Consider the following 25,722-nt stretch of genomic DNA (forward strand, 5'->3'; position numbering starts at 1 on the left):
CTAGTCATCTGGAACTGTAGTTCATATCATTGACCCCTCCGATTTCGGAGGGATGATATGGTTGGCCGAGTGGCGGGCGAGGTGGTTCTGAGTGCCGATGAACGCGACTTTCTCGAGGCGCATGTCCGGCGTCACCAGGCCACGCGGTCGCTGTCGGCCCGGTGCCGGATGGTTCTGCTCTGCGCGGAAGGGCTGCAAAGCAAGGAGGTCGGCGCGCGGCCCGGAGTGCATGAGCATACCGTCGGCAAGTGGCGCAGACGGTTCGTCAGGGACCGGATCGAGGGATTGACCGACGAATATCGTCCGGCCGGCCCCGCACGGTATCGGACGACCAGGTGGCCGAGATCATCGAACGGACGCTGAACACCACGCCGAAGGACGCCACCCAGTGGTCGATCCGCTCGATGGCCGCGGTGACGGGCCTGTCGCACACCACGATCCGCCGGATCTGGGCCGCCTTCGGCCTGCAGCCACATTGCAGTGAGACCTTCAAGCTTTCCACCGATCCGCTGTTCGTCGACAAGGTGCAGGATATCGTCGCCCTTTACATGGCCCCGCCGAACCGGGCCATCGTGCTGTGCGTGGACGAAAAATCCCAGATTCAGGCGCTGGATCGGGAACAGCCGGTGTTGCCGATGGCGCCGGGTGTCGCCGAGCGGAGAACCCATAGCTATCTATATCCGCCACGGCACGACCTCGCTGCTTGCAGCACTCGATATCGCCACAGGGGCGGTGATCGGCAAATGCTACAAGCGGCACCGGGCGACCGAGTTCCGAGACTTCCTGAAGCGGATCGATGCAACCTTGCCGCAAGGACAGGATGTGCATCTGGTGATGGACAACTACGCCACCCACAAGACATCCAAAATCAAGGCCTGGCTCGCCCGGCGCCCGCATTGGCATGTGCATTTCACACCCACCTCGGCGAGTTGGATCAACCAGGTGGAGCGCTGGTTCGCGGAACTGACGCGCAAGCAACTGCAACGGGGTGTCCACCGCTCCACCGCAGACCTGGAGGCCGATATCGCCGCCTTCATAGACGCGCACAACGAAAACCCCAAGCCCTATCGATGGGTCAAATCTGCCGACGAAATCCTCGCATCCGTCAAACGCTTCTCCCAGAAAACACAGCAAAATCTATGTGCCGAACTCTAGATTCAGGTGACTAGGACGCGGACTCATTAGCTGAGTTAATCCATATCCTCGTCGCGGCAAGCTGGAGGGCGGCGAGATAGTCGTCGGCACGTCGGTCGTATCGCGTCGCAAGGCCCCGCATCTGCGTGATACGGTTGAAGAACTGTTCCACGAGATTGCGCTGATGGTCGACTCTGGGGTTGAAGTTGAATGTCTGCTTTCGATTGGCTTTTGCAGGAATGTTCGCCCTGCATTTGCGTTGCCTGGCGAAGTTACGAATTGCGTCGGTATCATATGCCTTGTCGGCCAGGATCGTTGTGCCGGGCTGCAGATCGCTGAGCAGCTGGCGCATCCGCAGCCTGACCAGCTGTGAGTTCCAGGCGAACCGGTCGGCCATCTGCATCAACGAGAGCATGAATTTTCGTCGTCAGGCCACCGTGAGAACGCCCCATGCAAGGATCGGCAGAGCCCCCTTTTTAGCATTGGCACCATGTTGGTGAACGCGAATGTAAGAGCTGTCGATCATGACGATATCTCTATCGTAACGCTTTGAAACCGCGTCCAGAAGGCGATCCCAGACACCCGCTTTACGCCCCAGCGGGAGAACCGATTGTAAAGCGTCGTGCGTGGACCATAACGCTCCGGCACATCTCGCCAGGACGAACCGGTCCTGAAACGCCACAGATTGCCGTTGATCTCCCGGCGGTTGTCGACACGTTCAATTCCACGGCTATTGGCCGGCAAGAGAGGTGCGATGATAGCCCATTCTTCGTCGCTCAATTCGTGACGGCGCATGGTAACCTCCTTTCAAGGAGATTGAATCACGCACCGCCAATAAGATGAACCTTGTTTATGGGAACACTGCCCAGTGGATGACGGGATTTTCAGACCATTGTTCTATTTCATCCCCGCTGATGGCGCGGCTAGCGATGAAATGGCAGTTTTCGCAGGACGTTCCAGATCTGGCGCAGGTCCTGGCGAATATCCACCAGCATGGACGGTGCAAGCAGCGATTACGTACAAATTACTGCATTGATTTGCTTCGAGATCGACTGGAACGGGCAAGCATCTCTGGACCTTCACCGCATCTTGCGCCATATCTCTGACAGATCGATTTGATGAGGTCCAAACCCATGTCGCTTCTCCTGCGCTTTCTGACCTGGTGGAACAGCCAGACCATCAACACTCAGGTCTGGACCAAGCTTTACGGCGAGAAGGTCGGCGAGGACGATCAGGGCAACATCTACTACCAGTCCCGCGACGGTAAGCGTCGCTGGGTCATCTATAACGGTGAATCCGAGGCAAGCCGGATTTCCCCTGAATGGCATGGCTGGCTGCACCACACCTACAAGCAGCCTCCGACACAAGAGCCTCTGGCCCATAAATCATGGGAAAAACCGCATCAGCCGAACCAGACCGGTACAGTTGAGGCTTATCATCCGGCGGGTTCGCTGTACCGTGCTGAGCCGGCCGCGCGCCGCGACTACGACGCTTGGCAGCCTGAGTAAACCGATGGTGAGCGCCGCTGAACGGGCCGAGCTTTGGGTTGGCGCGGCCGTTCTGGCCGTAGCGGCCGGCTTTCTTATCTGGTCCACATCGGGCGGCCGAACGTCAGGGCTTGGCGGTGGGTATGAACTGCGCGCGGCCTTTCCGAATGTCAGCGGCATTGAGGTCGGTACCGATGTTCGGGTTGCTGGGGTGCGGGTCGGACGGGTTGCCGGGATTGAGCTCGACTCCCAGACTTACCTTGCTGAGGCGCGGTTGAGACTGCCAGAAAGCATTCGTCTGCCTAGTGACAGTGCGGCACTGATACAGTCGGACGGGCTGCTTGGCGGTGCCTATATCGAATTGCAGCCGGGCGGCGCACCGGATGATCTGCCTCCGGGGGCCGAGATCGAGGATGTGCAGGGCGCTGTCAGCCTGATCTCGCTGATGATGAAATTTGTCGATGCGCAAACTGCGGATGACGAACAATGAATGACCTTCTGACCCGTGCCTGTCTCTGCCTTCTGTTCATCGCTGGCCCTGTCTTTGCTCAGGAGGACGAGGGGCAGGGTGAGGATGAGCAGTTGATGATCGACCCGGCCTTCAGCGATGATCCTGCTGCTGTCGTCCCGGCCGAGCCCTCGGCGGCTGAGCGTCAGCGCGCTGCCGATCAGGCGCGTGGGCCTGAAACTGCGGCGGGTACAGGTGCACTGCTGCGTGGCCTCGACAAGATCACTGGCCGGACCGAAGACTTTGATCTATCAGTTGGCCAGGTTGCCGAATTCGGCAGGCTTGAGGTCAGGCTGTCTGAATGCCGCTATCCCGCCGCCGACCCGACTTCGGACGCTTATGCGGAACTGACCGTCACCGACAAGCGCGCGAATGCTCAGGTATTTGCAGGCTGGATGGTAGCCTCATCCCCTGCGCTGTCTGCGCTTGACGATTCGCGCTATGATGTCTGGGTGATTTCCTGCAACAGGTCGTAACACCCAGGCAGGGGCTGCGAGATCATATCTGCCTGAACTTGCAGAGCTGCGGCGAGGCGCCGTCTATATTCAAGTCTGGAGATAGTCTGCCCCCCCATCGAGGCCAGATGCGGGTTAGGGTACTGGGTATCCCACAGAACAAAGCCGCAGCGCGCCAGATGCACGGACATCCAGATCAGCGCAGCTTTTGAGGCATTCTCGCGCCGCGAGAACATACTTTCTGCAAAAAACGCGCCGCCCAACGTCAGCCCATACAGCCCGCCGATCAAGGTATCGCCGGTATAGATTTCCAGAGAATGGGCGTGGCCCATGCGGAACAGATCCAGATAAAGCGCGCGGAGAGGGGCGTTGATCCAAGTTTCGGGCCGGTCGGCGCAACCGTCAACCACGCCGGCGAAGTCGTTGTTCAAAGTTGCATGCCAGTCGCAGCGACGCAAGAAACGCCGCATTGAGCGCGAGACATGCACCCCGCCAACAGGCAGGATGCCGCGTTGGGCTGGATCAAACCAGTAAAGCCGGGGGTCCGAGGCGGAATCCGCCATCGGAAATACCCCTTGCGCATAGGCGGCGAGCATTGTTCTGGCCGTCAGCTGCCCGGTCATATCGGGTTGCGCCTTCGTGCCCACCGCCACATCGCCTGACCTCTCAGGTCCCGGACATCTCGCTTAGCCAGCGCTCGAGCCAGTGGATCGAGTAATTGCCGCTTTGGATATCGGGATTTTCAAGCAATGCGCGGAATAACGGTAACGTGGTATCGACCCCGTCCACGATCAATTCGCCAAGTGCGCGGTCAAGACGGGCCAAAGCCTCGTTCCGGTCGCGACCATGGACGATCAGCTTGCCGATCAGGCTGTCGTAATAGGGCGGGATGCGATAGCCGTCATAGATCGCGCTATCCATACGTACGCCCAGACCGCCGGGGGCATGATATTGAGAGATTGTACCGGGCGAGGGGGTAAAGTTCGGCAGCTTTTCAGCGTTGATCCGCACTTCGATGGCATGGCCGCGGATCTGCAGATCCTCCTGGCGGAACTCCATCTCTTCGCCGGCTGCGACCAGGATCTGCTGGCGCACCAGATCGACGCCAAAGATCGCCTCGGTCACCGGATGTTCGACCTGCAGGCGGGTGTTCATCTCGATGAAATAGAACTCGCCGTCCTCGAACAGGAACTCGATGGTTCCAGCGCCGCGATAGCCAAGCTTGGCCATGGCATTGGCACAGATCTCGCCGATGCGCGCGCGCTGCTCAGCCGTGATGACCGGGCCCGGTGCCTCTTCAAACACCTTTTGGTGGCGGCGCTGCAACGAACAGTCACGTTCGCCCAGATGCACCGCGCGGCCACGTCCGTCGCCAAAGACCTGGATTTCAATATGGCGCGGGCGCTGCAGGTATTTCTCGATATAGACTTCGTCGTTGCCGAAGGCGGCCTTGGCTTCGGCTCGGGCGGTGCGGAAAGCGTTTTCCAGCCCGGCCTCGTCCAGGGCGACCTTCATTCCACGACCGCCGCCGCCAGCGGTGGCCTTGATGATCACCGGATAGCCGATCTCGGCCGCGATCTTGTGCGCTGAATCGACATCCGGCACGCCGCCGTCCGAACCCGGGACCACGGGGATACCCAGGGATTTTGCGGTTTCCTTGGCGGTGATCTTGTCGCCCATGATGCGGATATGTTCAGCCGAAGGGCCGATGAAGGTGATGCCGTGATCTTCGACCATCTGCACAAAGCCGGCATTCTCGGACAGAAAGCCATAGCCGGGGTGAATGGCCTGGGCGCCAGTGATCTCACATGCCGAAATGACGGCTGGCATCGACAGATAGCTGTCGGTCGAAGGCGGCGGGCCGATACAGACCGATTCGTCGGCCATGCGCACATGCATCGCATCGGCGTCGGCGGTGGAATGGACCGCGACCGAGGCAATGCCCATCTCGCGGCAGGCGCGGATCACGCGTAGCGCGATCTCACCACGGTTGGCGATCAGGATCTTGTCGAACATGCCCTGGCTCACTCGACGACCATCAGGGGAGCGCCGAATTCGACCGGGCTGCCGTCATCGACGAGGATGCGCTTGACCGTGCCGGCGCGGGGCGAGGGGATGTGGTTCATGGTCTTCATCGCCTCGACGATCAGAAGCGTGTCGCCCTCGTTGACTTGCTGGCCGATGGTAACAAAGGGCGTGGCACCGGGTTCGGGCGCAAGATAGGCCGTACCGACCATGGGCGAGGTGACGGCGCCGGGCAGGTTCGCCGGGTCCTCTGGCGGGGCGGGGACCGCTGCAGCGGCAGGCGCGGCGGCAGGCGCAGACGGTGCCGCAAAGACGGGGGCGGCTTGCACTGCGGGGGCTTGCCGGATCTGTTTCGACAGGCTGACGGTCAGCCGGTCATTTTCGTCGTATTCCCGCTTGACGGTCAGCTCGGTCAGGTCGTTGCGATTGAGCAGTTCGGCCAGTGCCTGAATAAAGGCAACGTCGCCTTCGTGATGACGCTTTTCTTGACCCGCTTTGGTGGAATCGTCGCTCATGCCGTCCTCTGGATGTCGTTGTCAGGGTCCGCGTTCTGTTTGCGCGGCGGATTTGGGCGTCCTTATAGACCGTAGGGCAACCCAAGGGAAAGGGATTTGCCGCTTAACCCCGGCGTTTCCATCGCCGGTGCACCCAGAACCATTGCTCCATATGGGCGCGGACCAGACCTTCCAGGTGGTCGTTCAGGGCCTGCATCATGGTTTCGGGATCGCTATGGGGGATTGGCGCGCCGACCTCAACCTTGAAGCTCAGCCCGTCAGGCTGGCGCACCCCCGCAACCGGCAGGATCAGCGCGTCATAACGCAACGCCAGTTCGGCCGGGGTCAGCACAGTTTTCGTCGGCAGGCCAAAAAAGCGCAGCTCGACGCCGTGATCGTCAAACTGGTCAAAGCCAAGCGCCAGCATCCCGCCCCCCTTGAGAAAGCGCAACATCGCCGCAAGGCCGGCTCGTCCGCGCGGAAACATCGGCTGCGAGATCGAGTTCAGCGCCGGAATGTAATGGCGGTTGAACGCCTCGTTGTTCATTGGGCGATAAAGCGCACCGACTGGCCAATCTCGGGCAGCCAGCGCTGCGCGCATGGCGTCGTAATTGCCAAAATGCGCAGCGGCAAGGATCACGGGCCGGCCTGTCGCCGCTGCCTCTTCCAGAGCAGGCAGACCGGGGCCGGTCAGCGGGTCTGAGGCGCGAACGCGGTCGGTGAATTCATTGGCCGAGTAGGTTTCGGCCAGTGAGCGCCCGGCGTTATCAGGCACGGCGCGGGTCAGGCGGCGGATCTCGGCCTCGGAAAGGTCGGGGCGGGCCATGGCCAGATTGGCGCGGATGCGCTGTCGCCAGCCGGCAAGCGGTGCCAGCACATGAGAAAAGAGATAGCCCATGGCAGGGATACGCCGCTCATATGGCAGCAGCCGCGCCAGCCCCATGACGGCCAGAAAGGCACCATTGGCAATGCGATCGCGCAGCGCGACGGTTTCCTGGGTTTCGGTCTCGCTCATCGCGGTCCTTTGGTTGCGGCCCGGTTCATCGCGCGGGCCTCGCGCATCCAGACATACAGGCCAGCACCCACGATGATCAACGCACCTACGACTGTCCAGATATCTGGCAGGTTACCCCAGAAGAGCCAGCCCCAGAATCCGGCCCAGACAAGGCCAGTATAACCAAAGGGCGCGATGGCGGCGGCCTCGGCCAAGGAAAAGGCCCGGATCAGCAGGGCTTGTGCCGCGGTGCCAAAGCATCCGAGCAGCAGAAAAGCCCACAGGTCGCCCATTGCGACCGGCTGCCAGAAGAAGGGCACCGCGACCGACGCAAGGACCGTGCCCACCACCGCTGACCACAGGATCGAGGTCGATGTCGAATCGGTTCGCGCGATCCGGGTCAGAATCGCACCGGCGGCATAGGTAAAGGCCGCGACCAGTGCAAAAAGTGCGGCGGGATGAAAGACGCCTGCACCGGGGCGAATAATGATCATCGCCCCGCATAACGCGGTCAGAATGCCAAGCAGCCGCCGGATACCGATGGATTCGCCCAGAAAGATCGCTGCCCCCAGCGTGATCAGCACCGGGTTGATGTCCATGATCGCGGTTGCCTCGGCCAGCCCGATGAACTGCAGCGCGCAAAAGAACAGCAGGATCGAGCCGAACTGGGTTACTCCACGAAAAAACTGCACGACCGGCCGTGATGAGGCAAATGTGCTGCGCAACCGCGGCGCAAAGATCACCATCACAATGACAAGATTGGTGATGAACCGCGCCCAGACCACCTGCACCGGATGATAGCGGGCCGAGAGATATTTTCCCGTCGCATCCATGAGTGTGAACAGCACAATTGCCAGCAACAGCAGCACGATACCACGCATCTGGGTTGCACGTGCCGGATCGCCCGGCTGAGCAAGAACCGGTGGCAGCGCGGCCGGATCGGCTTTCAGAGTCATGGCTGCGTCCTTTGGCTTGGGCGCTCAGGCGGCAGCAGGGTCAAAAGGGGGCCGCCGCGCAGGCATTGGGCAACGAGGGAAACCGAAAAGGGGCAGGGCCGCCGCGACTGACGCGGCGGCCCGTAAGGTGCAAAGCAGCCGCGCGCATCAGGCGCGGCCCGCTGTTATTCAGCCAAGCAGGCGGCGGGCCTCGGCGGCGGTGGCCTCGGCGGTGATCCCGAACTCTTTGTAAAGCGTCGGGGCAGGGGCCGAAGCGCCAAAGCCGGTCATGCCGATAAAGGCCGAAGTTTCTTCGCGGCCGCGCTCGCCCAGAAGCAGCCATTCCCACGGCTGGCGCACGGCTGCCTCGATGGCGATGCGAACAGTCCCGGCAGGCAGGACCTTGCTGCGATATCCGGCGTCCTGATCGCGGAACAGCTCCATCGACGGGACCGAGACGACGCGGGTCGGAATGCCTTCTCCCTCCAGCGTTTCGCGGGCAGCAACGGCAATCTCGACCTCTGAACCCGAGGCCATCAGGATAACCTTGGGTTCGGCACTTGCCTCGCGCAGCACATAGGCGCCACGGGCCGTGAGGTTTTCTTCGCCCGAGTCCTCACGCAGGGTTGGCAGGTTCTGACGCGACAGCGCCATGACCGTCGGCGTGCTCTGGCTCGACAGGGCGATTTCCCATGCCTCGGCGGTCTCGACCAGATCGCAGGGACGCAGGGTCACCGTGTTCGGGGTCGCGCGGCAGATCGCCAGATGCTCGACCGGCTGGTGGGTAGGGCCATCTTCGCCCAGACCGATCGAGTCATGGGTCATGACATAGGTAACCGGCAGCCCCATCAGCGCCGACAGACGCATGGCGCCGCGCGCATAGTCGGTAAAGCACATGAAGGTACCCCCATAGGGGCGGAAGCCGCCATGCAGCCAGATGCCGTTCATCGCCGCGCCCATACCATGTTCACGGATGCCGTAATGGATGTAACGGCCCTTGCGGTTTTCCGGTGAGAAGATGCCCAGATCCTTTGTCCGGGTGTTGTTCGATCCGGTCAGGTCAGCCGAGCCGCCCATGGTTTCGCCCAGTTCGGGGTTAACCACCTCAAGCACCATTTCGCTGGCCTTGCGGGTCGCGACCTTCGGACGGGTCTCAAGCGCCTGCTTTTTCAGCGCGGCGATGGCGGGCGCCAGACGGTCGCTGACCTCGCCCGAGATGCGACGGGCGAATTCATCACGGTTTTCTGCCCCATCGACACGGGTCGCCCAGGCCTCACGCTCAGTGCGACCGCGGGCACCGATAGCGCGCCATTCGCTCAGGATGTCTTCGGGGATGACAAAAGGCTCGGCCTCCCAGCCCAGAGCTTCGCGCGCGGCGGCGATTTCCTCGGCCCCCAGAGGCGAGCCGTGCACGCCCGAGCTGTCCTGCTTTTTCGGCGCACCAAAACCGATGATGGTCTTGCAGGCGACCAGAACGGGACGGTCGTCCCTGCCACTGGCCGCGTCCTTGAGCGCACGGTCGATATCGGCTGCGTCATGCCCGTCGCAGGATAGGGTACGCCAGCCCGAAGCCTCGAACCGTTTCAACTGGTCGGTCGAATCGGACAGCGACACCCGGCCGTCGATGGTGATGTCGTTATTGTCCCAAAGAACGATCAGGTTCTTGAGCTTCTGGTTGCCAGCCAGGGCGATTGCCTCCTGGCTGATACCCTCCATCAGACAGCCGTCACCGGCGATGACCCAGGTCTTGTGGTTGCACAGATCGGCGCCGAACTGGGCGCGCATCGCCTCTTCGGCGATAGCGAAACCGACAGCGGTTGCGATGCCCTGACCCAGCGGACCGGTCGTCGTCTCGACCCCCTCGGCATGGCCATATTCGGGATGGCCAGCGGTGATCGCGCCCCATTGGCGGAAATTGCGGATCTGGTCGATCGACATCTGCTCATAGCCGGTCAGGTACAGCAGCGAATAAAGCAGCATCGAGCCGTGGCCCGCCGACAGCACGAAACGATCGCGGTCAAACCAGTTCGGCGCAGCGGCGTCAAATTTCAGATGGTTGCGAAACAGGACCGTGGCAACGTCAGCCATACCCATCGGCATGCCGGGGTGGCCGGAGTTCGCGGCCTCGACGGCATCCATGGAAAGGGCGCGGATCGCGGTAGCGAGACGCCAGTGAGAGGGATCAGCCTTACGGCGGGAGGCGATGTCCATATCGGGATTCCGTGCTGTTAGATTGGCGGCATGTCCTGATAGGCAGGCCAGCGCGCGGTTGCAAGCCGCGACCGGACCGCAAGGCCGGTTTCCCGGCATTCCTGCCGGTTTCCGCGCCACTTTCATCCCCGTTTTTCAGGGCAATACGATTTCATCGCCCCTTTGCCCGCATAAAGGATTTGCCGGCTGCCCGCGCAGGCCGCAAACCTGTGAAAAAGCAGCAAATCCAACAGCGAGAGGGTGACTATGGCAAACCGCAGAACTGTGACCACCGAGCCGGTGGATGAGATACTGCCTCCTTTGCGGATGGCGACACTGGGCCTGCAGCACGTTCTGGTCATGTATGCCGGGGCAGTGGCTGTGCCGCTGATCGTTGGCAGGGCATTGAAACTTGCGCCCGAGGACGTGGCCTTTTTGATCTCGGCCGATCTTTTCTGCTGCGGGGTTGCAACGATCATCCAGTCTCTGGGTATGACGCGCTGGTTTGGCATCCAGCTGCCGGTGATGATGGGGGTGACCTTCGCCTCGGTCGGGCCGATGGTTGCCATGGCCAACGCTTACCCCGGACCCGATGGCGCGCGGATGATCTTTGGTGCCATCATCGGGGCGGGGATCGTCGCCATGCTGATCGCGCCGTTTGTTGGCCGGATGCTGCGTTTTTTTCCGCCTCTGGTGACTGGCACCATCATTCTGGTGATTGGCGTCACGCTGATGCGGGTGGGGATCAACTGGATCTTTGGCAACCCGGTCGGGCCAACCGCGCCAAAGCTTGTCGATCCTGTGGCGGCTGGCTGGCTGAACCAGCTTAAAGAACTGGCCGAAACAGGCGTTGTCCCGGCATTGCCCGACGGGTTTGCCCCGGCTCCAAGCGTGCAGAACCCGCTGTATGCCCAACCGGTCAACATCGCGATCTCGGGCGTCGTGCTGGTGGCGATCCTGCTGATCGCGCGTTTCGGGCGCGGCTTTGTCGCCAATATCGCGGTTTTGCTGGGGATGCTGATCGGGGCGGTGCTGACCGTCCTGCTGGGGCAGATGACCTTTGCCAAGGTTGCCGAGGCCAGCTGGTTCGGCATTGTCACGCCCTTTCACTTTGGCATGCCAATCTTTGATCCGGTGCTGATCGTCACCATGGTCCTCGTCATGATCGTCGTCATGATCGAATCGACGGGCATGTTCCTTGCGCTTGGCGAGATGACAGGGCGTGAGATCACGCCGCAGCGGCTGACCGCGGGTCTGCGCACCGATGGTTTGGGCACGCTGATCGGCGGGATCTTTAATACCTTTCCCTATACATCCTTCAGCCAGAACGTTGGGCTGGTCGGCGTGACCGGAATCAAGAGCCGCTATATCTGCGTGGCAGGCGGGCTGATCCTGATCCTGTTTGGTCTGGTGCCCAAGATGGGTGCGGCGGTCGAGTCGCTGCCAACCCCGGTTCTGGGCGGGGCGGGGCTTGTCATGTTCGGCATGGTCGCTGCGACCGGCATCCGCATCCTTTCGACGGTCGATTTCGCCGGCAACCGCAACAACCTGTTCGTGGTGGCCGTGGCGCTTGGCTTTGGGATGATCCCGCTGATCGCGCCGGACTTCAAACAATGGATGCCCCATGCGATCCATCCGCTGATCGAATCCGGCATCCTGCTTGCGACCATCGCTGCGGTCCTTCTCAACGCGTTCTTCAACGGTACCGGAGGCGATGCCGAAGGCGCAAAGCGCGCCGCCAGCATGGCTGATCACTAAGCTTACGGCGCATCCCCCGTAACCGGCTGTTCCGGCGGGCGGATGCGCAACCGCGTCAGACGGTTTTCGCGGCGGGTCAGCACCTCGAAGCGGTAGCCCTCAAACGAAAAAACCTGGCCCGGCATCGGGATTGACTGGGCCAGGTGGATCACCAGACCTGCCACCGTATTGGCCTCATCGTCGGGCAGGCTCCAGTCCAGTGCCCGGTTCAGGTCGCGGATCGTCATGGTGCCGTCAACGATATAATCGCCTTGCGGACCGGGGACGAGCGCCTGCACCTCCTCAGTGTCATGTTCATCGGCGATCTCGCCCACGATTTCCTCCAGAATATCCTCAAGCGTGATCAGCCCGCGCAGGCTGCCATATTCGTCCACGACCAGCGCAAAATGCGTGCGCCGTTTCAGGAACTCGCGCATCTGCTCATCCAGAGGGGTGGTTTCGGGCACGAAATAGGGCGGCATCGCCGTACTGAGAACGTCAAAGCTGCGCAGCGCCTCGGGGCCGTTTTCCTGTAAAGCCCGCCGCACACCGCGCAACAGATCCTTGGCATGGATGACGCCAACGACGTTCTCGCGCTCGCCACGAAAAACGGGCAGGCGGGTATGGGGGCTTTTCAGGACCAGATCCAGCACCTGTTCGGCAGAAAGATCGGCGTCGATCATCTCGATGTTCGAGCGGTGGCGCATGACCTCTTCGACTGAGTGTTCGCCCAGATCCAGCACACCCATCAGCCGGTCACGCTCTTCCTTTTGTACCGCGCCACTGGACTGGGCTACGGCCAGAGCATCGGCAATCTCATCCTGCACCGAAAATACCGGGCCTGTCTGTGCCGCGCGAATTCCAGACAAGGCAAGAATGCCGCGCGCGATCAGCCGAACCAACCAGACAAGCGGCGATAGCAGCCGCGCCAGCACGCGCAGGGTCGGGGCGGCGCGGCAGGCAATGCTTTCAGGGGCGAGGCGGGCGCAGGTGCGGGGCAGGACTTCGGCCAGAATCAGGATCAGGGCCGCCATGACCGCAAGCGCGATCGCAACGCCGCCCCAACCGCCAAGATGCAGGCCAAGTGCCGCGGCAAGTCCCATGGCAATAGACTTGACCAGATTATTGCCAAGCAGAATGGCTCCGTTCAGGCTTTCACTGTCCTGCCGGGCTGCAAGGGCCTCTTCGGCGCGGTTGTCGCCTTTATCCGCACGGGCCCGCAGCTTGCTGCGGCTGGCAGCTGTCAGCGCAGTTTCGGCGCACGCCAGCAAGGCCGATGTGGCGAGCAAGATCAGGATTGCCGCGCCCGCCAACCATACCAGCGGATCATGCACGGCATGGGCAGGCGTGGCGGCAGGCAGAGGCATCATTCCCTGTTCCGTTTGCGTCTTGCTTCGGCATTGGCCAGCGGATGGTGGTTCAGCACCAGATCACGCATTCGCTTGTCCAGAACATGGGTATAGATCTCGGTAGTGCCCAGATCCGCATGACCCAAAAGGGTCTGGATCACCCGCAGATCGGCACCACCTTCAAGCAGATGGGTGGCAAAGGCGTGGCGGATCACATGCGGAGAAACGCGCGCAGGGTCGATCCCTGCCGCCAAAGCCAGCTGCCCCAAAAGCGTATTCATCGCCTGCCGGGTCATGTGCCCTTCGCGGCTGGACGCGGGGAAAAGCCAGCGCGCGCCCTTGCCCGCGACAAGCTTGCCAAGCGCGCTGTCCGCCGGGGCATTGTCGCGCAGCTTTAGCCAGGCGGCCAATGCCGCCCGCGCAGGCTCGCTTAGCGGCACCATACGTTCCTTGCCGCCTTTGCCGCGGATCATCAGCAGGGCGGGGTTGCCGCGGCAGGCGCCAACCGGCAGTGAGACCAGCTCACTGACCCGCATTCCGGTCGCATAGATCAGCTCGACCAGCACCAGGTTGCGCGCCCGTTCAACCTCATTGCGTCCGAGCCGGGGCAGAGCGTCCAGCATGGCCTGAACCTCGGCCCGGTCCAGCACCTTGGGCAGGCGCTGCGCCCTGCCGGGTCCGCTGATGCGTCCGGCGGGATCATCCTCGCGCCAGCCTTCCTCAAGGGCAAAACGGGTGATCTGGCGGATCGCGGACAGCCGCCGCGCCCGTGTTGCCCGCGACAGGCCCTGAGCATTGCAATGCGACAGGTAATCCTCGATCCCTTCGCGGGTCACAGTCAGCATTGACTGGCCATGCGCTGTCAGCCAGTCCGAGAAATCCTTAAGGTCGCGGCCGTAGGCCAAAAGAGTGTTGCGTGCTGCGCCGGCCTCGGCAGCCTGTGCGTCGAGAAAAGCCGAAATCCGGCCCTGATCGCCAAGCCGCCCGCTGCTCATGGCACGCTGCTGCCCGGCGCGGGCATCATCACCGGGGCAAGGATCAGTTCGACCGCCGCCTGTCGCGCGATCTCTTGCTGGCCGAGCACGCGCAAGACGCGCAGCCCTTGCGCCGCGCGGGCCAGATCGCCGTCAAGTCCGGCATCGACATCCGAGATCGCATTCAACAACGCCTCCCCCCGCTTTTTGGCAAGAATGAGTTGTGCTGCGTTTTCCGAGAGGTCCTTTTCGGAAGGACCGACGAAAGCAGGAAAAAGCTCTGCCGCCCGCGGTTCCATATTCCCTTGCGGGGGCGCTGCCTCTGGCTCACCCTCGGCAAAGCCAAGCAGCCATTCGTCAAAGGGATCGTTCCCCGGGCCGAGGCCCTGCACCACCTGTGGCTGACCGGCCTGCAGCGCAAGCCACAGGGCAATTTGCCCGGCTCGCCCCTCAAGCTGCATGGCACCGACATCGGCGCCGACCATATCGGCCAGAGCAGGCCCCAGCCCTGCCGGGATCATGGTGTCAAAGGCGCGGGGCAGGGCTTTGGCCACTGCGGCCGGCTCGCGCAGTAACAGCGCATCTGCCAGCGCCTGCACGGCCGAGGCACGCTCCCACACCCCGCCCGAGGCGGCGGGCTTTTGTTCCAGATAGATCATCCGCAACTGCGAGGCAGGGATCGCCCCGGCCCGCGCCAGCCGCTCGGCAGCGTCGAGACGCGCTTTCCAGCCGCCATTCTGGTCCAGATCGGCTAGCGAAAAGGCCAGCGGCAGACTGGATGAGGGCAGGGGCTGGCCAATCGCCTCATGCAAGCGCAGGTCCAGCGGCGTGACCACCGGCGGCGGCACCAGCTCATTGCTTTGGTCGGAATAGCCGTCGTCCAGATATTGGGCGAGCAGTGCCGCCATCTGCGGGTCGATCTGCCCCATCTGTTCGGCCCCATGAAAGACCAGTGCTGCCGCCGCCCAGTCACCACCAAGTGCAAGGCAGAAGATGCGGGCCGGAAAGCTGGGTGCGACCCCCGGGGTGCGGTCCATGGTCTGGCAGGCCTGTGCCTCATCCCCAGACAGCAGGGCGATATCGAACAGCCGCCGGAACCGTTGCGGGTCGCCGGGACCGGCGGTCTTCAGCAGCTCTTTCGCGGCACCGGTCGCGCCCATATCCAGAAGCTTGTCCACGCGGGCAAGAAACAGTGCACCTTCCTGCCCGGCCTCGGTGCGGGGCGGGTGCAGCTGTGCGGCAAGCAGACGCCGTTCAAGCCGGCGCAGCGCCGGCAGGCGCGGGTGTGAGCCGCGGATCAGCCGCACCAGCGTTTCCGAATCGCTGTCCCCCCACATATCTGCGGGCAGGCCAGCGGTACGCGGCGAAACGGTGCCCTTGCCGTCGGGATTGCCCTCGCCCAGCCGGGTTACGCCCACCGGCTCGACCGCGCCGGTAGGTGCAATATCGCGACGGCTGCGACGCCTGATCTCGGCCGGACGCGGATCACCAGGACGCCAGGAAGAGATACTGCCCGGATCCTGCACACTGCCCGACAGCCAATCGCTGGCCGACAATGGCGGCTTGGCCGCAGCCGGCAAAGCCAGCGTCAGTCCTGCGGCCAGCGCACAGGCAAGGACAAATCCGTCAGTCGAGGTCATTCTGCCCCGCTTCGCTGCCACCCGTTTCGGGGGCCGGTTCGGTTTCGGTGCCGTCATTTTCGCTGGTCTCAGACGTGACAGGCTGCGGCGCGCGCGCGGGGGCAGAGCTATCCGCGTCAAGGTCCAGTTCGACGGGCATGCGCATTTCGCGCGGGTCCGAGCTCATGTCGCCAAAATAGGCATAGCCCGCCAGCCCCGCCAGAATCAGGACCACCAGAACTGCTACCACCTTCAAAAGCCGCATGAATTGCCCTTTCCGCCTCAATATGCTTATAGGCCGGTCTGTCGCCGGTTCGTGTGAAATATATATGGCATTTCCCGAAAGATCACGCCATCTGTCTGTCCGGTTGCAAGAGGCAGGATCAAGGTGGTGATGCGGCGTAACATCGTGCTGATCGGGATGATGGGGGCGGGAAAGACCGCAATCGGGGGAGAGCTTGCGCGCCGCCTGAATCGGCCTTTCCATGATACCGATGCCGAGATCGAGCGTGCCGCCGCCATGTCGATCCCCGAAATCTTTGCCCGCGACGGTGAAGAGTTCTTTCGCGCCCGCGAATCAGAGGTACTGCGCCGGGTGCTTTCATCAGGCCCCGGAATTGTCTCAACAGGCGGCGGTGCATGGCTGCGTCCCGAAAACCGCGGGCGTATCGCTCAAGACGGCGTGGCGGTCTGGCTTGACTGCGATCTTGAGACGCTTTGGCATCGTGTCCGCCATCGACCGACCAGGCCGCTTTTGCAGACCGCCGATCCGCGCGGCACGCTTGAACAGCTGCTGACCGAACGCAGTCCCGTCTATGCGCTGGCCGATATCCGCGTGCCCGCGCAGCGCGGCGACACCATAGAACAGACGGCGAATCGCGTACTGGCTGCGATAGAGGCATATAATCCCGCGATACTGGAGGGCAAATGAGCATCGAGACCGTTCACGTTGAGCTGGGCGAGCGCTCATATGACGTGCGCATCGGGCAGGGACTGCTAAGCCGCGCGGGGGAAGAGATCGTCGCACTTGCCGGCAAACGCCGTGTGGCCATCCTGACCGATGAAACGGTGGCACGCCTGCATCTGCCTGCACTGCAAGAGACGCTGGCCGCTCAGGGGATCAATGCTAGGGCTCTCGCCCTGCCTGCGGGAGAGGGGACGAAATGCTGGGCCGAGCTGGGTCGCGCGGTCGAATGGCTGCTTGAGCAGAGGATCGAGCGCAAGGATCTGGTCATCGCCCTTGGCGGTGGGGTGATCGGTGATCTTGCGGGCTTTGCCGCCGCGATTCTGCGCCGGGGCGTGCGCTTCGTGCAGATTCCGACAACGCTGCTGGCGCAGGTGGACAGTTCGGTTGGCGGCAAAACCGGCATCAACAGCCCTCAGGGCAAGAACCTGATCGGCGCCTTCCATCAGCCTGCGCTGGTGCTGGCCGATATCGACGTGCTGACCACGCTTGCCCTGCGCGACTTCCGCGCCGGTTATGGCGAGGTGGCGAAATATGGCCTTTTGGGCGACGAGACCTTTTTTGAATGGCTGGAGGCGAATGCCGCAGAGCTGATCTCGGACCCCGCCCTGCGTCAGCGCGCGGTACGCCATTCGATCGAGATGAAGGCCGGAATCGTCCAGCGTGACGAGACCGAGCAGGGTGAGCGGGCGCTTTTGAACCTTGGCCACACATTCGGCCATGCGCTTGAGGCTGCGACCGGCTATTCCGACCGGCTCCTGCATGGCGAAGGGGTGGCTGTTGGCTGCACTTTGGCCTTTGCGCTATCAGCCAAGCTGGGCCTTTGCAGTCAGGAAACGCCGTCACGCGTCGCCGCGCATTTTACCGCCATGGGGCTGCCCGCACATCTGCGCGACATTCCCGGCGATCTGGCGGATGACGAGGCGCTGATCGGCCTGATGGCGCAGGACAAAAAGGTTCAGGACGGCAAGCTGCGCTTTGTTCTGGCGCGGGGGATCGGTCAGGCTTTTGTCACGGACGAAGTAGATCCGGCAATGCTGCGTCAGGTGCTGGCCGAGTCGCGCTAGGCGTCTTTGGCCGGCTCCTCGGTCGGCGGTTCTGGCCGGTTGCGCGGCGGCACAATCTCATCATGACCCAGCTTGCGGTCGCGATCACGCCGCAGTGCCGCCCGACCCAGCATCAGCAAGGTGATCGGTGTGGTGATCAGGATGAACATGCCGATCATCAGCTCGTGGACGACCAGCCGCTGCTCGGTCAGCGAAAACATCAGCATCGAGGCCAGAATAATAGGCAGTGTCCCATAGCTGTAGCCCAGCGTCGGGGCGTGCAGCCGCTGGTAAAAGCTTTTCAGCCGCACCAGCCCTACGCCTCCCAGCAGCGTCAGCGTGGCACCGATGACCACAAACAACGCGATGATGATCGCCGCCCATGGGGGCAACTGCTCAAGATGCATCATTCGATCACCTCGCCCCGCATCAGGAATTTCGCCGCGCAAACGGTTGTGACAAAGCCAAGCACGGCAATGACCAGCGCACCCTCAAAAAAGAAGACATTGCCATTGCTCATGCCGATGACGAGAAACAGCAGCATAGCGTTGATATACATGGTATCCAGGCCAAGCACCCGGTCCTGAGCACGCGGTCCGATCAGCATACGCCAGCAGGCCAGCGCAAGCGCCAGGATCAGGGCGATCTGGGCATAGCCCAGGGCAAAGCGCAGGATCTCGGCCGTCATTCGAAAATCTCCATCAGTAACCTCTCGTAACGGTCGTGGACGATGCTTTGCCAGTCATCCGCGCTGCGCAGATCGAGGACATGCAGCAACAGCCGACCCTCCTCCTGATCGAATTCGATCCAGGCAGTGCCGGGGGTGCTGGTCAGGATGATTGCCAGTACCGCAATGGCATTCGGGTCGCGCATCGTCAGCGCCAGTTCGACAAAGCCCGAGTGATAGGCCGGATGGTTGGGCCCAAGGATCAGCACGCGCGCGACGGTGATGTTCGAGCGCAGGATATCGACCGCGACGATAGCCATCAGCCGGGGAATTGCCAGCCAGCGCCGGAAAACAGGTTTAGGCGGATGCAGATGTTCGACGGACCAGCCCGCGCCAAGCGCGATCAGCGTGCCAAGCAGCAGGTGGCCCAGGCTGAAGGCGGTCAGGATCAGCCACATCACCACCAGCGTCGCCGAAAGGACGGGATGAGGGATCAGCCGGCTCATGGGTTCACCTGCGTCTCTGGGCTGGCCATCTCCGCCGCGGGGGCGGGCTCTGGCTGCGGTCGAGTTTCAGGCGCTGCGGCCTCTGCCTCGGGGGCCTCGTCCGGGGCGGGGGCCGGATCCGGCGCAAGGCTGGAAACCGGGGCTGCACGTACGTCCTGCGCACCCGCCAGCACGGCCTTGCGATAAACCCCTGGTTCCAGCAGCGCACGGGCAGTGTCCCGAGTATAACCCAGCAGCGCATCGGCTCGCACCGTCTGCAACGCAATCATGCCAAGCAGCAGGACCACCGGAACCACCTCAAGTGCAAGGATGCGCGGGGCTGGCCCTTCCTCGGCCCAGAATCGGCGGATACCAAAGCGCATCAGCGCAATCAGCGCCCCGAGCCCTGACAGGATCAGCATGGCGGCATAGACCCACAGCACCATCGGCAGATAACCCGCTGTCGACAGGTTATCCTGAATGGCCCCGCGCAGGATCGCAAGCTTGCCGATAAAGCCCGGCATCGGCGGCAGACCTGCAATCATCGCCGCTACAAGAGAGAAACAGATCGACATGGTCAGCCAACTGACGGTGCGCTGGCTCGCCGGGGCGGTGGTGTCCTCGACGGTGCCAAGGCCCATTGGCGCCCAGCGTTCCGACAGCGGGTCAAAGCCGTCATCCTCGACCGGGGCATCGTCATCGCCTTCGTCATTGCGGCTGACCGGCTCGGCAATCAGGAAAAAGGCCGAGATCGCGGCGGTCGAGCCGACCATGTAGTAAAGCGCGCCGCCCAGCATCAGGCTGCCGCCTCCGGCCTGTGCAAACCCGATCGCGGTCAACACGGTGCCGGACGAAATGATGGCCAGATAGCCGCCCTTGCGCACCAGCTCAGGCGTGCCAAGGATGCCGATCATGCCAAAGCCCATGGTCAGGACACCGCCGATCATCAGAACCGGGGCGCCAAACCCCGCCGAGGGTCCGGCATCCGGCCCCAGTACCAACAGCGACAGGCGCAGGATCACATAGATCCCGACCTTGGTCATGATCGCCATGATCGCGGCGGCAGGCGGCGAGGCAGCCGCATAGGTCGGCGGCAGCCAGAAGCACAAGGGCCAGCTTGCCGCCTTGATCAGGAAGGCAAGGCCTAACAGGCCCGCGGCGGCATGGAACAGCACCCGCTCGGCATCGTCGAGCCAGTAAAGCGCGCGCCCGATATCGGCCATAGTCAGCGTGCCGGTGGTGCCATAGACCAACGCCACCCCGATCAGGAAGAACAGCGAGGCGGCAAGGTTCACGGCAAGGTAATGCAGCCCGGCCTTGATCCTTTCGGGTCCTGAACCGTGCAGCATCAACCCGTATGAGGCAGCAAGCATGACCTCAAAGAAAACAAAGAGGTTAAAGAGGTCTCCGGTCAGGAAAGAGCCGTTTACCCCCGCCAGCAGAAACTGGAACATGCTGTGATAATGCTGACCCTTGCCGTGCCAGCCCGCTGCCGCATAGATCAGCGACGGCGCCGCAAGCAGGGCGGTCAGCATCACCATCATCGCCGAAAGACGGTCGAGCACCAGCACAATGCCGATCGGCACCGGCCAGTCGCCAAGCCGGTACAGGCCGACAACCGTACCCCCCTGTTCGGTCGCAGATTTCACATCCGAAACCAGTTCGATCGAGGCAAGAAAGGTCAACCCGACCGCAACCAGCCCCATGATCAGCTTGGTCTGCCGGTTACGGTCGTTGTAAAACAGCATGATCGCGCCCGCGACGATCGGGATCAGGATCGGCGCAATCATCATATGGTCGGGCGCGACGCCGGTATTGATCATGAATGCCGCTCCTTACCATCGACATGGTCGGTGCCCGTCACCCCGCGCGAGGCGATCATCAGCACAAGGAACAGCGCGGTGGTGGCAAAGCTGATGACGATGGCCGTCAGTACCAGCGCCTGTGGCAGCGGGTCGGCATAGGCGGTCGGATCGACGAAACCGCCCTTGGGCATGATCGGGGCCGCACCAACATAAAGCCGGCCCATGGCAAAGATGAACAGATTTACCCCATAGGCCAGCAGACACAGCCCGACGATCACCTGATATGAGCGCGGGCGCAGCATCAGCCAGACCCCTGAGCCGACCAGAACACCAATGGCAAGGGCAAGGATCAGTTCCATTACTTCAGCTCCTTGCCGGTGTCTGAGGGGCGGGCGACACGCAGCGACTGGTGAGCGATGGCGATCAACATCAGCACGATGGCCCCCAGCACCAGCGAGAACACGCCAAAGTCAAACAGCATCGCGGTCGAGAAGGGCACCTTTCCGATCACCGGAATATCCACATATTGCGCATGGGCGCTAAGGAACGGATAGCCAAATATCCACGAGCCCGCCCCGACCGCGGCCGAGATCGTCAGCCCCGAGGCCATCCAGCGCACCGGCAGCACGGTCAGGCGCGCCTCGACCCAGCGCACATTGGCAGCGACATATTGCAGCAACAGGCCGACAGCCAGCGTGACCCCGGCGGCAAAGCCGCCACCCGGCAGGTCATGGCCGCGGAAGAACAGATAGGCCGACAGCGCGATGATCGGCGCAAACATCCATTGCATCAGCACAGCCGGGACAAACAGATAGGCCTCAAGCGCCTGTTCCTCGGCATCAAGCTGCGGACGCGGGCGCTCGACACTCTCCGGTGCGGGTCGGAAGCGGCGAAGCAGCGCATAAACCGTCAGCCCGACGATGGCGAGAACAGTGATTTCGCCAAAGGTGTCGAAAGCGCGGAAATCGACAAGGATGACGTTGACGACGTTCGTGCCCCCGCCTTCGACATAGGCGTTACGCAGGAACCAGTCACCGACCGAAGCGCCGGGCGTAGTCAGCAGCACCGCCAGCGCCAGCGCGGTCATGCCGGTCCCACAGGCCAGGGCAATCAGCAGGTCGCGGCTGCGGCGGGCACGGGCGGCAAGGTTGTTGTCGCCCGGGATCTCTTTGTCACGCTTGGGCAGCCAGCGCAGGCCCAGAAGCAACAGCGCGGTGGTCGCGATCTCGACCAGCAGCTGGGTCACGGCAAGGTCGGGGGCCGACAGCCAGACGAAGGTTGCGCAGGTGACAAGCCCCGCGCCCCCCATCAGCACCAGCGCGGCAAAGCGGTGATACTTGGCCTGCCATGCCGCCCCGACAGCACAGGTGCCGCCAACGAGCCATAGCAGCGCAAAGACCAGCTCATTCGCGCCGATTTTTGGCATCGGTACGTTCCAGTCCAGCGTACGCAGCACGAACCAAGAGGCCGCAAGTGACAACAGGACCATGGCGCGCAGTTGCGCCTGCAGCCCGTTCGCCGACAGCACGCGCAGCGCAAGTCGCGGCAGGCGGGTTGTCAGCATCTGCAAGAGCCAGTCAAACCCATGCGCAAAATCAAGCTTTCGCATGATCCGCGTCCCATCCTCGCCCGAATCGATCACCCGGCGCGGAAGCAGATAGATCACCGCGCCCAGCGTCATGGCGATCATGCTCATGATCAGGGGCGGGTTGACGCCATGCCAGATCTTAAGGCTGAAATGCGGCAGATCAGGTCCGACGACGGCAAGGCTGGCCGTCTGCAGCCATGTGCCCAGAACCTGCTGGGGGAATATGCCCACAGCAAGGCAGATCGCCACAAGGATTGCCACCGGCAGCCGCATCAACAGCGGCGGTTCATGCGGTTCATGTGGCAGATCGGTCGCGGGCGGGCCGAAAAACACCGTCACGATAAAGCGCAGCGAATAGGCGGCACTAAAGGCACCGGCCACAACCGCGACATAAGGCGCAAAATTGTCAAGAAAGCTGCCGTTGTTCCAGACATAGGTCGCCTGAAAGAACATCTCTTTCGACAAAAACCCGTTCAGCAATGGCACCCCAGCCATGGCGCCCGAGGCGATGATTGCCAGTGCCGCTGTCACTGGCATCGCGCGCGCCAATCCTGACAGGCGGCGCATGTCGCGGGTCCCGGTCTCATGATCAATGATGCCGGCGGCCATGAACAGCGAAGCCTTGAAGACCGCGTGATTGACGATGTGGAACACCGCGGCGATCAGCGCGAAAGGCGTGCCGATGCCGGCCAGCGCCGTTATCAGCCCCAGATGGCTGATGGTGGAATAGGCAAGCAGCCCTTTCAGATCGTGGCGGAAAAGCGCAATTACAGCACCAAGCAACAGCGTCGCCAGCCCGATTCCGGTAACGATCATGAACCACAAATCTGTACCGCCAAGCGCCGGGTGAAAGCGCAGCAGAACAAAGACCCCGGCCTTCACCATGGTCGCCGAATGCAGATAAGACGACACCGGTGTCGGTGCGGCCATGGCATTGGGCAGCCAGAAATGGAACGGGAACTGCGCCGATTTAGTGAACGCACCCAGCACGAACAGGATCAGCACCACAGGATAAAGGCGATGAATGGTGATCTGCGGTCCTGCCGCCAACACCGCCTCAAGATCATAGCTGCCAGCGATCTGGCCCAGGATAATCATCGCCACCATCAGGCACAGCCCGCCTGAAGCAGTGACGATCAGCGACATCCGCGCACCGTCGCGTGCATCCTGTCTTTGATACCAATAGCCGATGAGCAGGAACGAGACGATGCTTGTCAGTTCCCAGAATACCACCAGCATGATGATATTGCCCGACAGAAGCAGGCCCGACATCGCCCCGGCAAAGGCCAGCAGACAGGAATAAAGCCGCGGAACCGGATCGTCGGGCGACATGTAATAGCGGGCATAGAGAATGACCAGAAAACCGATCCCCGCCACCAATACCATGAACAGCCATGAAAAGCCGTCAATGCGGAAAGTCAGGTCAAGCCCAACGGAACTGACCCATTCAAAGGTCCCGGTGATACTTTGCCCATCGGTGACAGCGGGATAAAGCACACCCAGGATCACCAGCGCGACAATCATCGTCAGCCCGGCGAGCCAGGCTTCTGCATTGCGTGCTCCGATAGGAAGCGTAGCCGCCAAAGCGGCCGAAACGAATGGCGTCAGAACAAGCAACAGCAACAGGTTCTGTTCAACCATTGTCTTCCTTTTTGGGTTGGAGCTTGTTTGGATAATAGACGCGCGACGGGACGGAATACAACCGACCCGGTCGATAAAAGTGACGTAAAAATCCAAGATCAGGAATATTTTATCGCGCCCGTAAACAGGACGCGGAACCGGGGCCTTAACGGCCCCGATCAGGGGTCGCGTCACAAAGCTGCTCTCCGGTCAACAGGACCTCGGCGGGCAGGGGGTGGCTGATGAAATAAAGCGGGCTGGCCGTCGGCCCATAAGCTCCGCAGCCGTGAATGGCGATCAGATCGCCCTCATCAAGCCGCGGCAACAGCACCCGGCTACCCAGCTTGTCGATCGAGGTGCAGAGCGGGCCGGAAATATCCTGCGGCTCGTCTGGTCGGGTACCGCCTTCATCGCCGCCGACACGGTGGATGACGTAATTGCGCCGCAGCACCATCCCGAAATTGCCCGAGGCTGCAAGGTTCGCGTTCAGACCCCCATCACAGATGGCAATACGGCTGCCGCGCGATTGCTTGACCGAAACGACGCGGGCCAGGAACCAGCCCGCCGGGCCGACCAGATAGCGGCCAAGTTCCAGCACCAGCCGGGTGTCAGCAAAGCGCGGATCTGCACGGAAGGCATCCAGATCAGGCCCGACCCCGGCGGCGATGGCGGCAAGATCAAGCTCACTTTCGCCCGGGTGATAGGGAATGCCCAAGCCCGAACCGAAGATCAGCTTTTCCGGCCGCAGGTCCAGCGATACACAGATTTCAGAGAATACCTGCATAAAGATGCGCCAGTTCTCGCAGATCGCCTCGGATTTCAGCGATTGAGTGCCGGAATAGATATGCAGTCCGATAATACGCAGGTTGGGCAAGGTGGCGATCTGGGGCAGTTCGGTCGGCGCGTTCTCGACATCAATGCCGAAGGGGCTGGGACGGCCGGCCATCTGGTCGCCAAATCCCTTGGGCACCCGCGCAGGGGCAAGCCGGATCATGACCGGCTGAACGCGCCCAAGCTCGGCCGCAATGGCATCGGCAAGCCGGGCCTCGCGCAGGCTTTCCAGCACCAGCTCTCCAACACCACCCGAGATGGCTGCGCGCAATTCGGCCTCGCGTTTGGCGGGACCGGTAAAACTGATCAGCCCAGGTTGCCAGCCTGTTTGACGGCCAAGCGCGAACTCTCCGCCCGACGAGACGTCAAGCAGGTCTACCTGATCCCGCATCCAACCCAGAAGCGCCGGGTTCGGATTGCTTTTGACCGCAAAGCTGATGCTGAACCAGCGACCGAGGTGCGCGCGCAGATGCGCCAGCCGCGCCGTGATCACATCGGTCGCATAGACATAGGCGGGGGTACCATAGCGTTCTGCCGCCTCGGCCAGATGGCGGTCCAGCGTGGCGGTCCCGGGCTCACTCAAGGGATTGGACATAGGCAAGGATGGCGTCGACGGTGTCGAAATTCTCCAGCGTCACATCGCCCGGCTGGACGCGAACGCCTGCCTGCTGCTCGACAAATGAAATCAGCCCGACCATGGCCACCGAGTCGAGGATGCCGCTGGAAAAAAGCTCGGTCCCGCCCTCAGGCGCAGTGTCGATGTTCAGGTCATTGCTGATATAACGGATCAATTCGTCCTTACCGAAACTCATGAA

At 62.2% G+C, this 25,722-nt stretch carries 25 protein-coding genes and 3 pseudogenes; 9 read left to right on the top strand and 19 right to left on the bottom strand.

Translation table 11 applies throughout. The annotated features are described in order from the left end of the window. Positions 1 to 57: 57 nt before the first annotated feature. The 3 genes and pseudogenes from M511_RS19455 to M511_RS19465 all read left to right on the top strand — a co-directional run. Positions 58 to 309, top strand: a pseudogene (locus tag M511_RS19455) (helix-turn-helix domain-containing protein); the annotation flags it as partial. Continuing rightward, positions 249 to 392: pseudogene (locus M511_RS19600) on the top strand (IS630 family transposase); the annotation flags it as partial. The pseudogenes M511_RS19455 and M511_RS19600, both read left to right, overlap by 61 nt. 253 nt (positions 393 to 645) lie before the next feature. Further along, the gene (locus M511_RS19465; RefSeq protein ID WP_254901048.1) at positions 646 to 1,155 is read left to right on the top strand and encodes an IS630 family transposase; all 510 of its coding nucleotides are present in this window, start codon (positions 646 to 648) and stop codon (positions 1,153 to 1,155) included. 10 nt (positions 1,156 to 1,165) lie between these two features. Here M511_RS19465 and M511_RS14085 read toward each other — a convergent pair. Continuing rightward, a pseudogene (locus tag M511_RS14085) lies at positions 1,166 to 1,929 on the bottom strand (IS5 family transposase). 338 nt (positions 1,930 to 2,267) lie between these two features. Here M511_RS14085 and M511_RS14090 point away from each other — a divergent pair. The 3 genes from M511_RS14090 to M511_RS14100 are packed head-to-tail and all read left to right on the top strand — an operon-like array spanning position 2,268 to position 3,605. Then, positions 2,268 to 2,642: an NADH:ubiquinone oxidoreductase subunit NDUFA12 gene (locus tag M511_RS14090; protein WP_085502522.1), complete on the top strand. Its 375-nt coding sequence runs from the start codon at positions 2,268 to 2,270 to the stop codon at positions 2,640 to 2,642. A 4-nt stretch (positions 2,643 to 2,646) separates the two neighbouring features. Continuing rightward, entirely contained in the window at positions 2,647 to 3,111 is a 465-nt protein-coding gene (gene mlaD, locus M511_RS14095; protein WP_085502523.1) for an outer membrane lipid asymmetry maintenance protein MlaD, read from the top strand. Beyond that, the gene (locus M511_RS14100) at positions 3,108 to 3,605 is read left to right on the top strand and encodes a DUF2155 domain-containing protein (protein WP_085502524.1); all 498 of its coding nucleotides are present in this window, start codon (positions 3,108 to 3,110) and stop codon (positions 3,603 to 3,605) included. The genes mlaD and M511_RS14100 overlap by 4 nt, the downstream gene beginning before the upstream one ends. On the opposite strand, the gene aat is transcribed toward M511_RS14100, so the two are convergent. From aat to tkt, 6 genes are all read right to left on the bottom strand, one after another. Further along, on the bottom strand, positions 3,569 to 4,207 hold the full coding sequence (gene aat / locus M511_RS14105) for a leucyl/phenylalanyl-tRNA--protein transferase (RefSeq protein WP_085502525.1): 639 nt from the start codon (positions 4,205 to 4,207) through the stop codon (positions 3,569 to 3,571). The genes M511_RS14100 and aat overlap by 37 nt on opposite strands. Positions 4,208 to 4,250: 43 nt before the next feature. Further along, on the bottom strand, positions 4,251 to 5,600 hold the full coding sequence (accC, locus tag M511_RS14110; RefSeq protein WP_010394942.1) for an acetyl-CoA carboxylase biotin carboxylase subunit: 1,350 nt from the start codon (positions 5,598 to 5,600) through the stop codon (positions 4,251 to 4,253). Between the two features lie 8 nt (positions 5,601 to 5,608). Further along, entirely contained in the window at positions 5,609 to 6,124 is a 516-nt protein-coding gene (accB, locus tag M511_RS14115) for an acetyl-CoA carboxylase biotin carboxyl carrier protein (protein WP_085502526.1), read from the bottom strand. Positions 6,125 to 6,227: 103 nt separating this feature from the next. Then, complete coding sequence (locus M511_RS14120) at positions 6,228 to 7,118, bottom strand: lysophospholipid acyltransferase family protein (protein ID WP_010394949.1); 891 nt, start codon at positions 7,116 to 7,118, stop codon at positions 6,228 to 6,230. After that, on the bottom strand, positions 7,115 to 8,053 hold the full coding sequence (locus M511_RS14125; RefSeq protein WP_085502527.1) for a DMT family transporter: 939 nt from the start codon (positions 8,051 to 8,053) through the stop codon (positions 7,115 to 7,117). Before M511_RS14125 ends, M511_RS14120 begins: the two co-directional genes overlap by 4 nt. 168 nt (positions 8,054 to 8,221) lie before the next feature. Next, positions 8,222 to 10,243 carry a transketolase gene (tkt, locus tag M511_RS14130; RefSeq protein WP_085502528.1) on the bottom strand — a complete coding sequence of 674 codons (2,022 nt, stop codon included), beginning with the start codon at positions 10,241 to 10,243 and terminating at the stop codon, positions 8,222 to 8,224. Positions 10,244 to 10,489: 246 nt separating this feature from the next. Here tkt and M511_RS14135 point away from each other — a divergent pair, with 246 nt between their 5' ends. Next, positions 10,490 to 11,980, top strand: coding sequence for a nucleobase:cation symporter-2 family protein (locus tag M511_RS14135; protein WP_085502529.1), 1,491 nt, complete (start codon positions 10,490 to 10,492; stop codon positions 11,978 to 11,980). 2 nt (positions 11,981 to 11,982) lie between these two features. Here the strand turns inward: M511_RS14135 and M511_RS14140 are convergent, their stop codons facing one another. The 4 genes from M511_RS14140 to M511_RS14155 are packed head-to-tail and all read right to left on the bottom strand — an operon-like array spanning position 11,983 to position 16,166. Then, a complete protein-coding gene (locus M511_RS14140; RefSeq protein ID WP_010394958.1) occupies positions 11,983 to 13,326 on the bottom strand; it encodes an HlyC/CorC family transporter in 1,344 nt (447 codons plus the stop codon). After that, on the bottom strand, positions 13,326 to 14,303 hold the full coding sequence (locus tag M511_RS14145) for a tyrosine recombinase (RefSeq protein WP_085502530.1): 978 nt from the start codon (positions 14,301 to 14,303) through the stop codon (positions 13,326 to 13,328). The genes M511_RS14140 and M511_RS14145 overlap by 1 nt, the downstream gene beginning before the upstream one ends. Further along, complete coding sequence (locus M511_RS14150) at positions 14,300 to 15,922, bottom strand: hypothetical protein (protein WP_010394961.1); 1,623 nt, start codon at positions 15,920 to 15,922, stop codon at positions 14,300 to 14,302. The genes M511_RS14145 and M511_RS14150 overlap by 4 nt, the downstream gene beginning before the upstream one ends. Beyond that, positions 15,909 to 16,166 carry a hypothetical protein gene (locus M511_RS14155; protein WP_085502531.1) on the bottom strand — a complete coding sequence of 86 codons (258 nt, stop codon included), beginning with the start codon at positions 16,164 to 16,166 and terminating at the stop codon, positions 15,909 to 15,911. Before M511_RS14155 ends, M511_RS14150 begins: the two co-directional genes overlap by 14 nt. 117 nt (positions 16,167 to 16,283) lie before the next feature. On the opposite strand from M511_RS14155, the gene M511_RS14160 reads away from it, so the two are divergent. Both M511_RS14160 and aroB read left to right on the top strand, forming a co-directional pair. Beyond that, entirely contained in the window at positions 16,284 to 16,832 is a 549-nt protein-coding gene (locus M511_RS14160) for a shikimate kinase (protein WP_254901061.1), read from the top strand. Next, positions 16,829 to 17,932 (top strand): 3-dehydroquinate synthase, encoded by a 1,104-nt coding sequence (aroB, locus tag M511_RS14165; RefSeq protein WP_085502533.1) that lies wholly within the window; start codon positions 16,829 to 16,831, stop codon positions 17,930 to 17,932. Before M511_RS14160 ends, aroB begins: the two co-directional genes overlap by 4 nt. On the opposite strand, the gene mnhG is transcribed toward aroB, so the two are convergent. From mnhG to M511_RS14205, 8 genes are all read right to left on the bottom strand, one after another. Continuing rightward, positions 17,929 to 18,321, bottom strand: a complete 393-nt coding sequence (gene mnhG / locus M511_RS14170; RefSeq protein ID WP_040601861.1) for a monovalent cation/H(+) antiporter subunit G — start codon at positions 18,319 to 18,321, stop codon at positions 17,929 to 17,931. The genes aroB and mnhG overlap by 4 nt on opposite strands. Continuing rightward, complete coding sequence (locus tag M511_RS14175) at positions 18,318 to 18,599, bottom strand: K+/H+ antiporter subunit F (protein WP_010394973.1); 282 nt, start codon at positions 18,597 to 18,599, stop codon at positions 18,318 to 18,320. The genes mnhG and M511_RS14175 overlap by 4 nt, the downstream gene beginning before the upstream one ends. Further along, on the bottom strand, positions 18,596 to 19,084 hold the full coding sequence (locus M511_RS14180) for a Na+/H+ antiporter subunit E (protein WP_010394975.1): 489 nt from the start codon (positions 19,082 to 19,084) through the stop codon (positions 18,596 to 18,598). The genes M511_RS14175 and M511_RS14180 overlap by 4 nt, the downstream gene beginning before the upstream one ends. Further along, positions 19,081 to 20,886, bottom strand: coding sequence for a monovalent cation/H+ antiporter subunit D (locus tag M511_RS14185; RefSeq protein ID WP_085502534.1), 1,806 nt, complete (start codon positions 20,884 to 20,886; stop codon positions 19,081 to 19,083). Before M511_RS14185 ends, M511_RS14180 begins: the two co-directional genes overlap by 4 nt. Next, the gene (locus M511_RS14190) at positions 20,883 to 21,227 is read right to left on the bottom strand and encodes a Na+/H+ antiporter subunit C (protein WP_010394980.1); all 345 of its coding nucleotides are present in this window, start codon (positions 21,225 to 21,227) and stop codon (positions 20,883 to 20,885) included. The genes M511_RS14185 and M511_RS14190 overlap by 4 nt, the downstream gene beginning before the upstream one ends. Then, entirely contained in the window at positions 21,227 to 24,097 is a 2,871-nt protein-coding gene (locus M511_RS14195) for a monovalent cation/H+ antiporter subunit A (RefSeq protein WP_085502535.1), read from the bottom strand. Before M511_RS14195 ends, M511_RS14190 begins: the two co-directional genes overlap by 1 nt. A 145-nt stretch (positions 24,098 to 24,242) precedes the next feature. Next, positions 24,243 to 25,490, bottom strand: coding sequence for a type III PLP-dependent enzyme (locus M511_RS14200; protein WP_240547643.1), 1,248 nt, complete (start codon positions 25,488 to 25,490; stop codon positions 24,243 to 24,245). Then, positions 25,483 to 25,719 carry an acyl carrier protein gene (locus M511_RS14205; protein ID WP_010394986.1) on the bottom strand — a complete coding sequence of 79 codons (237 nt, stop codon included), beginning with the start codon at positions 25,717 to 25,719 and terminating at the stop codon, positions 25,483 to 25,485. Before M511_RS14205 ends, M511_RS14200 begins: the two co-directional genes overlap by 8 nt. Positions 25,720 to 25,722 lie beyond the last annotated feature (3 nt).

Source organism: Paracoccus sp. J56, assembly GCF_019633685.1.
Taxonomy (GTDB): domain Bacteria; phylum Pseudomonadota; class Alphaproteobacteria; order Rhodobacterales; family Rhodobacteraceae; genus Paracoccus; species Paracoccus kondratievae.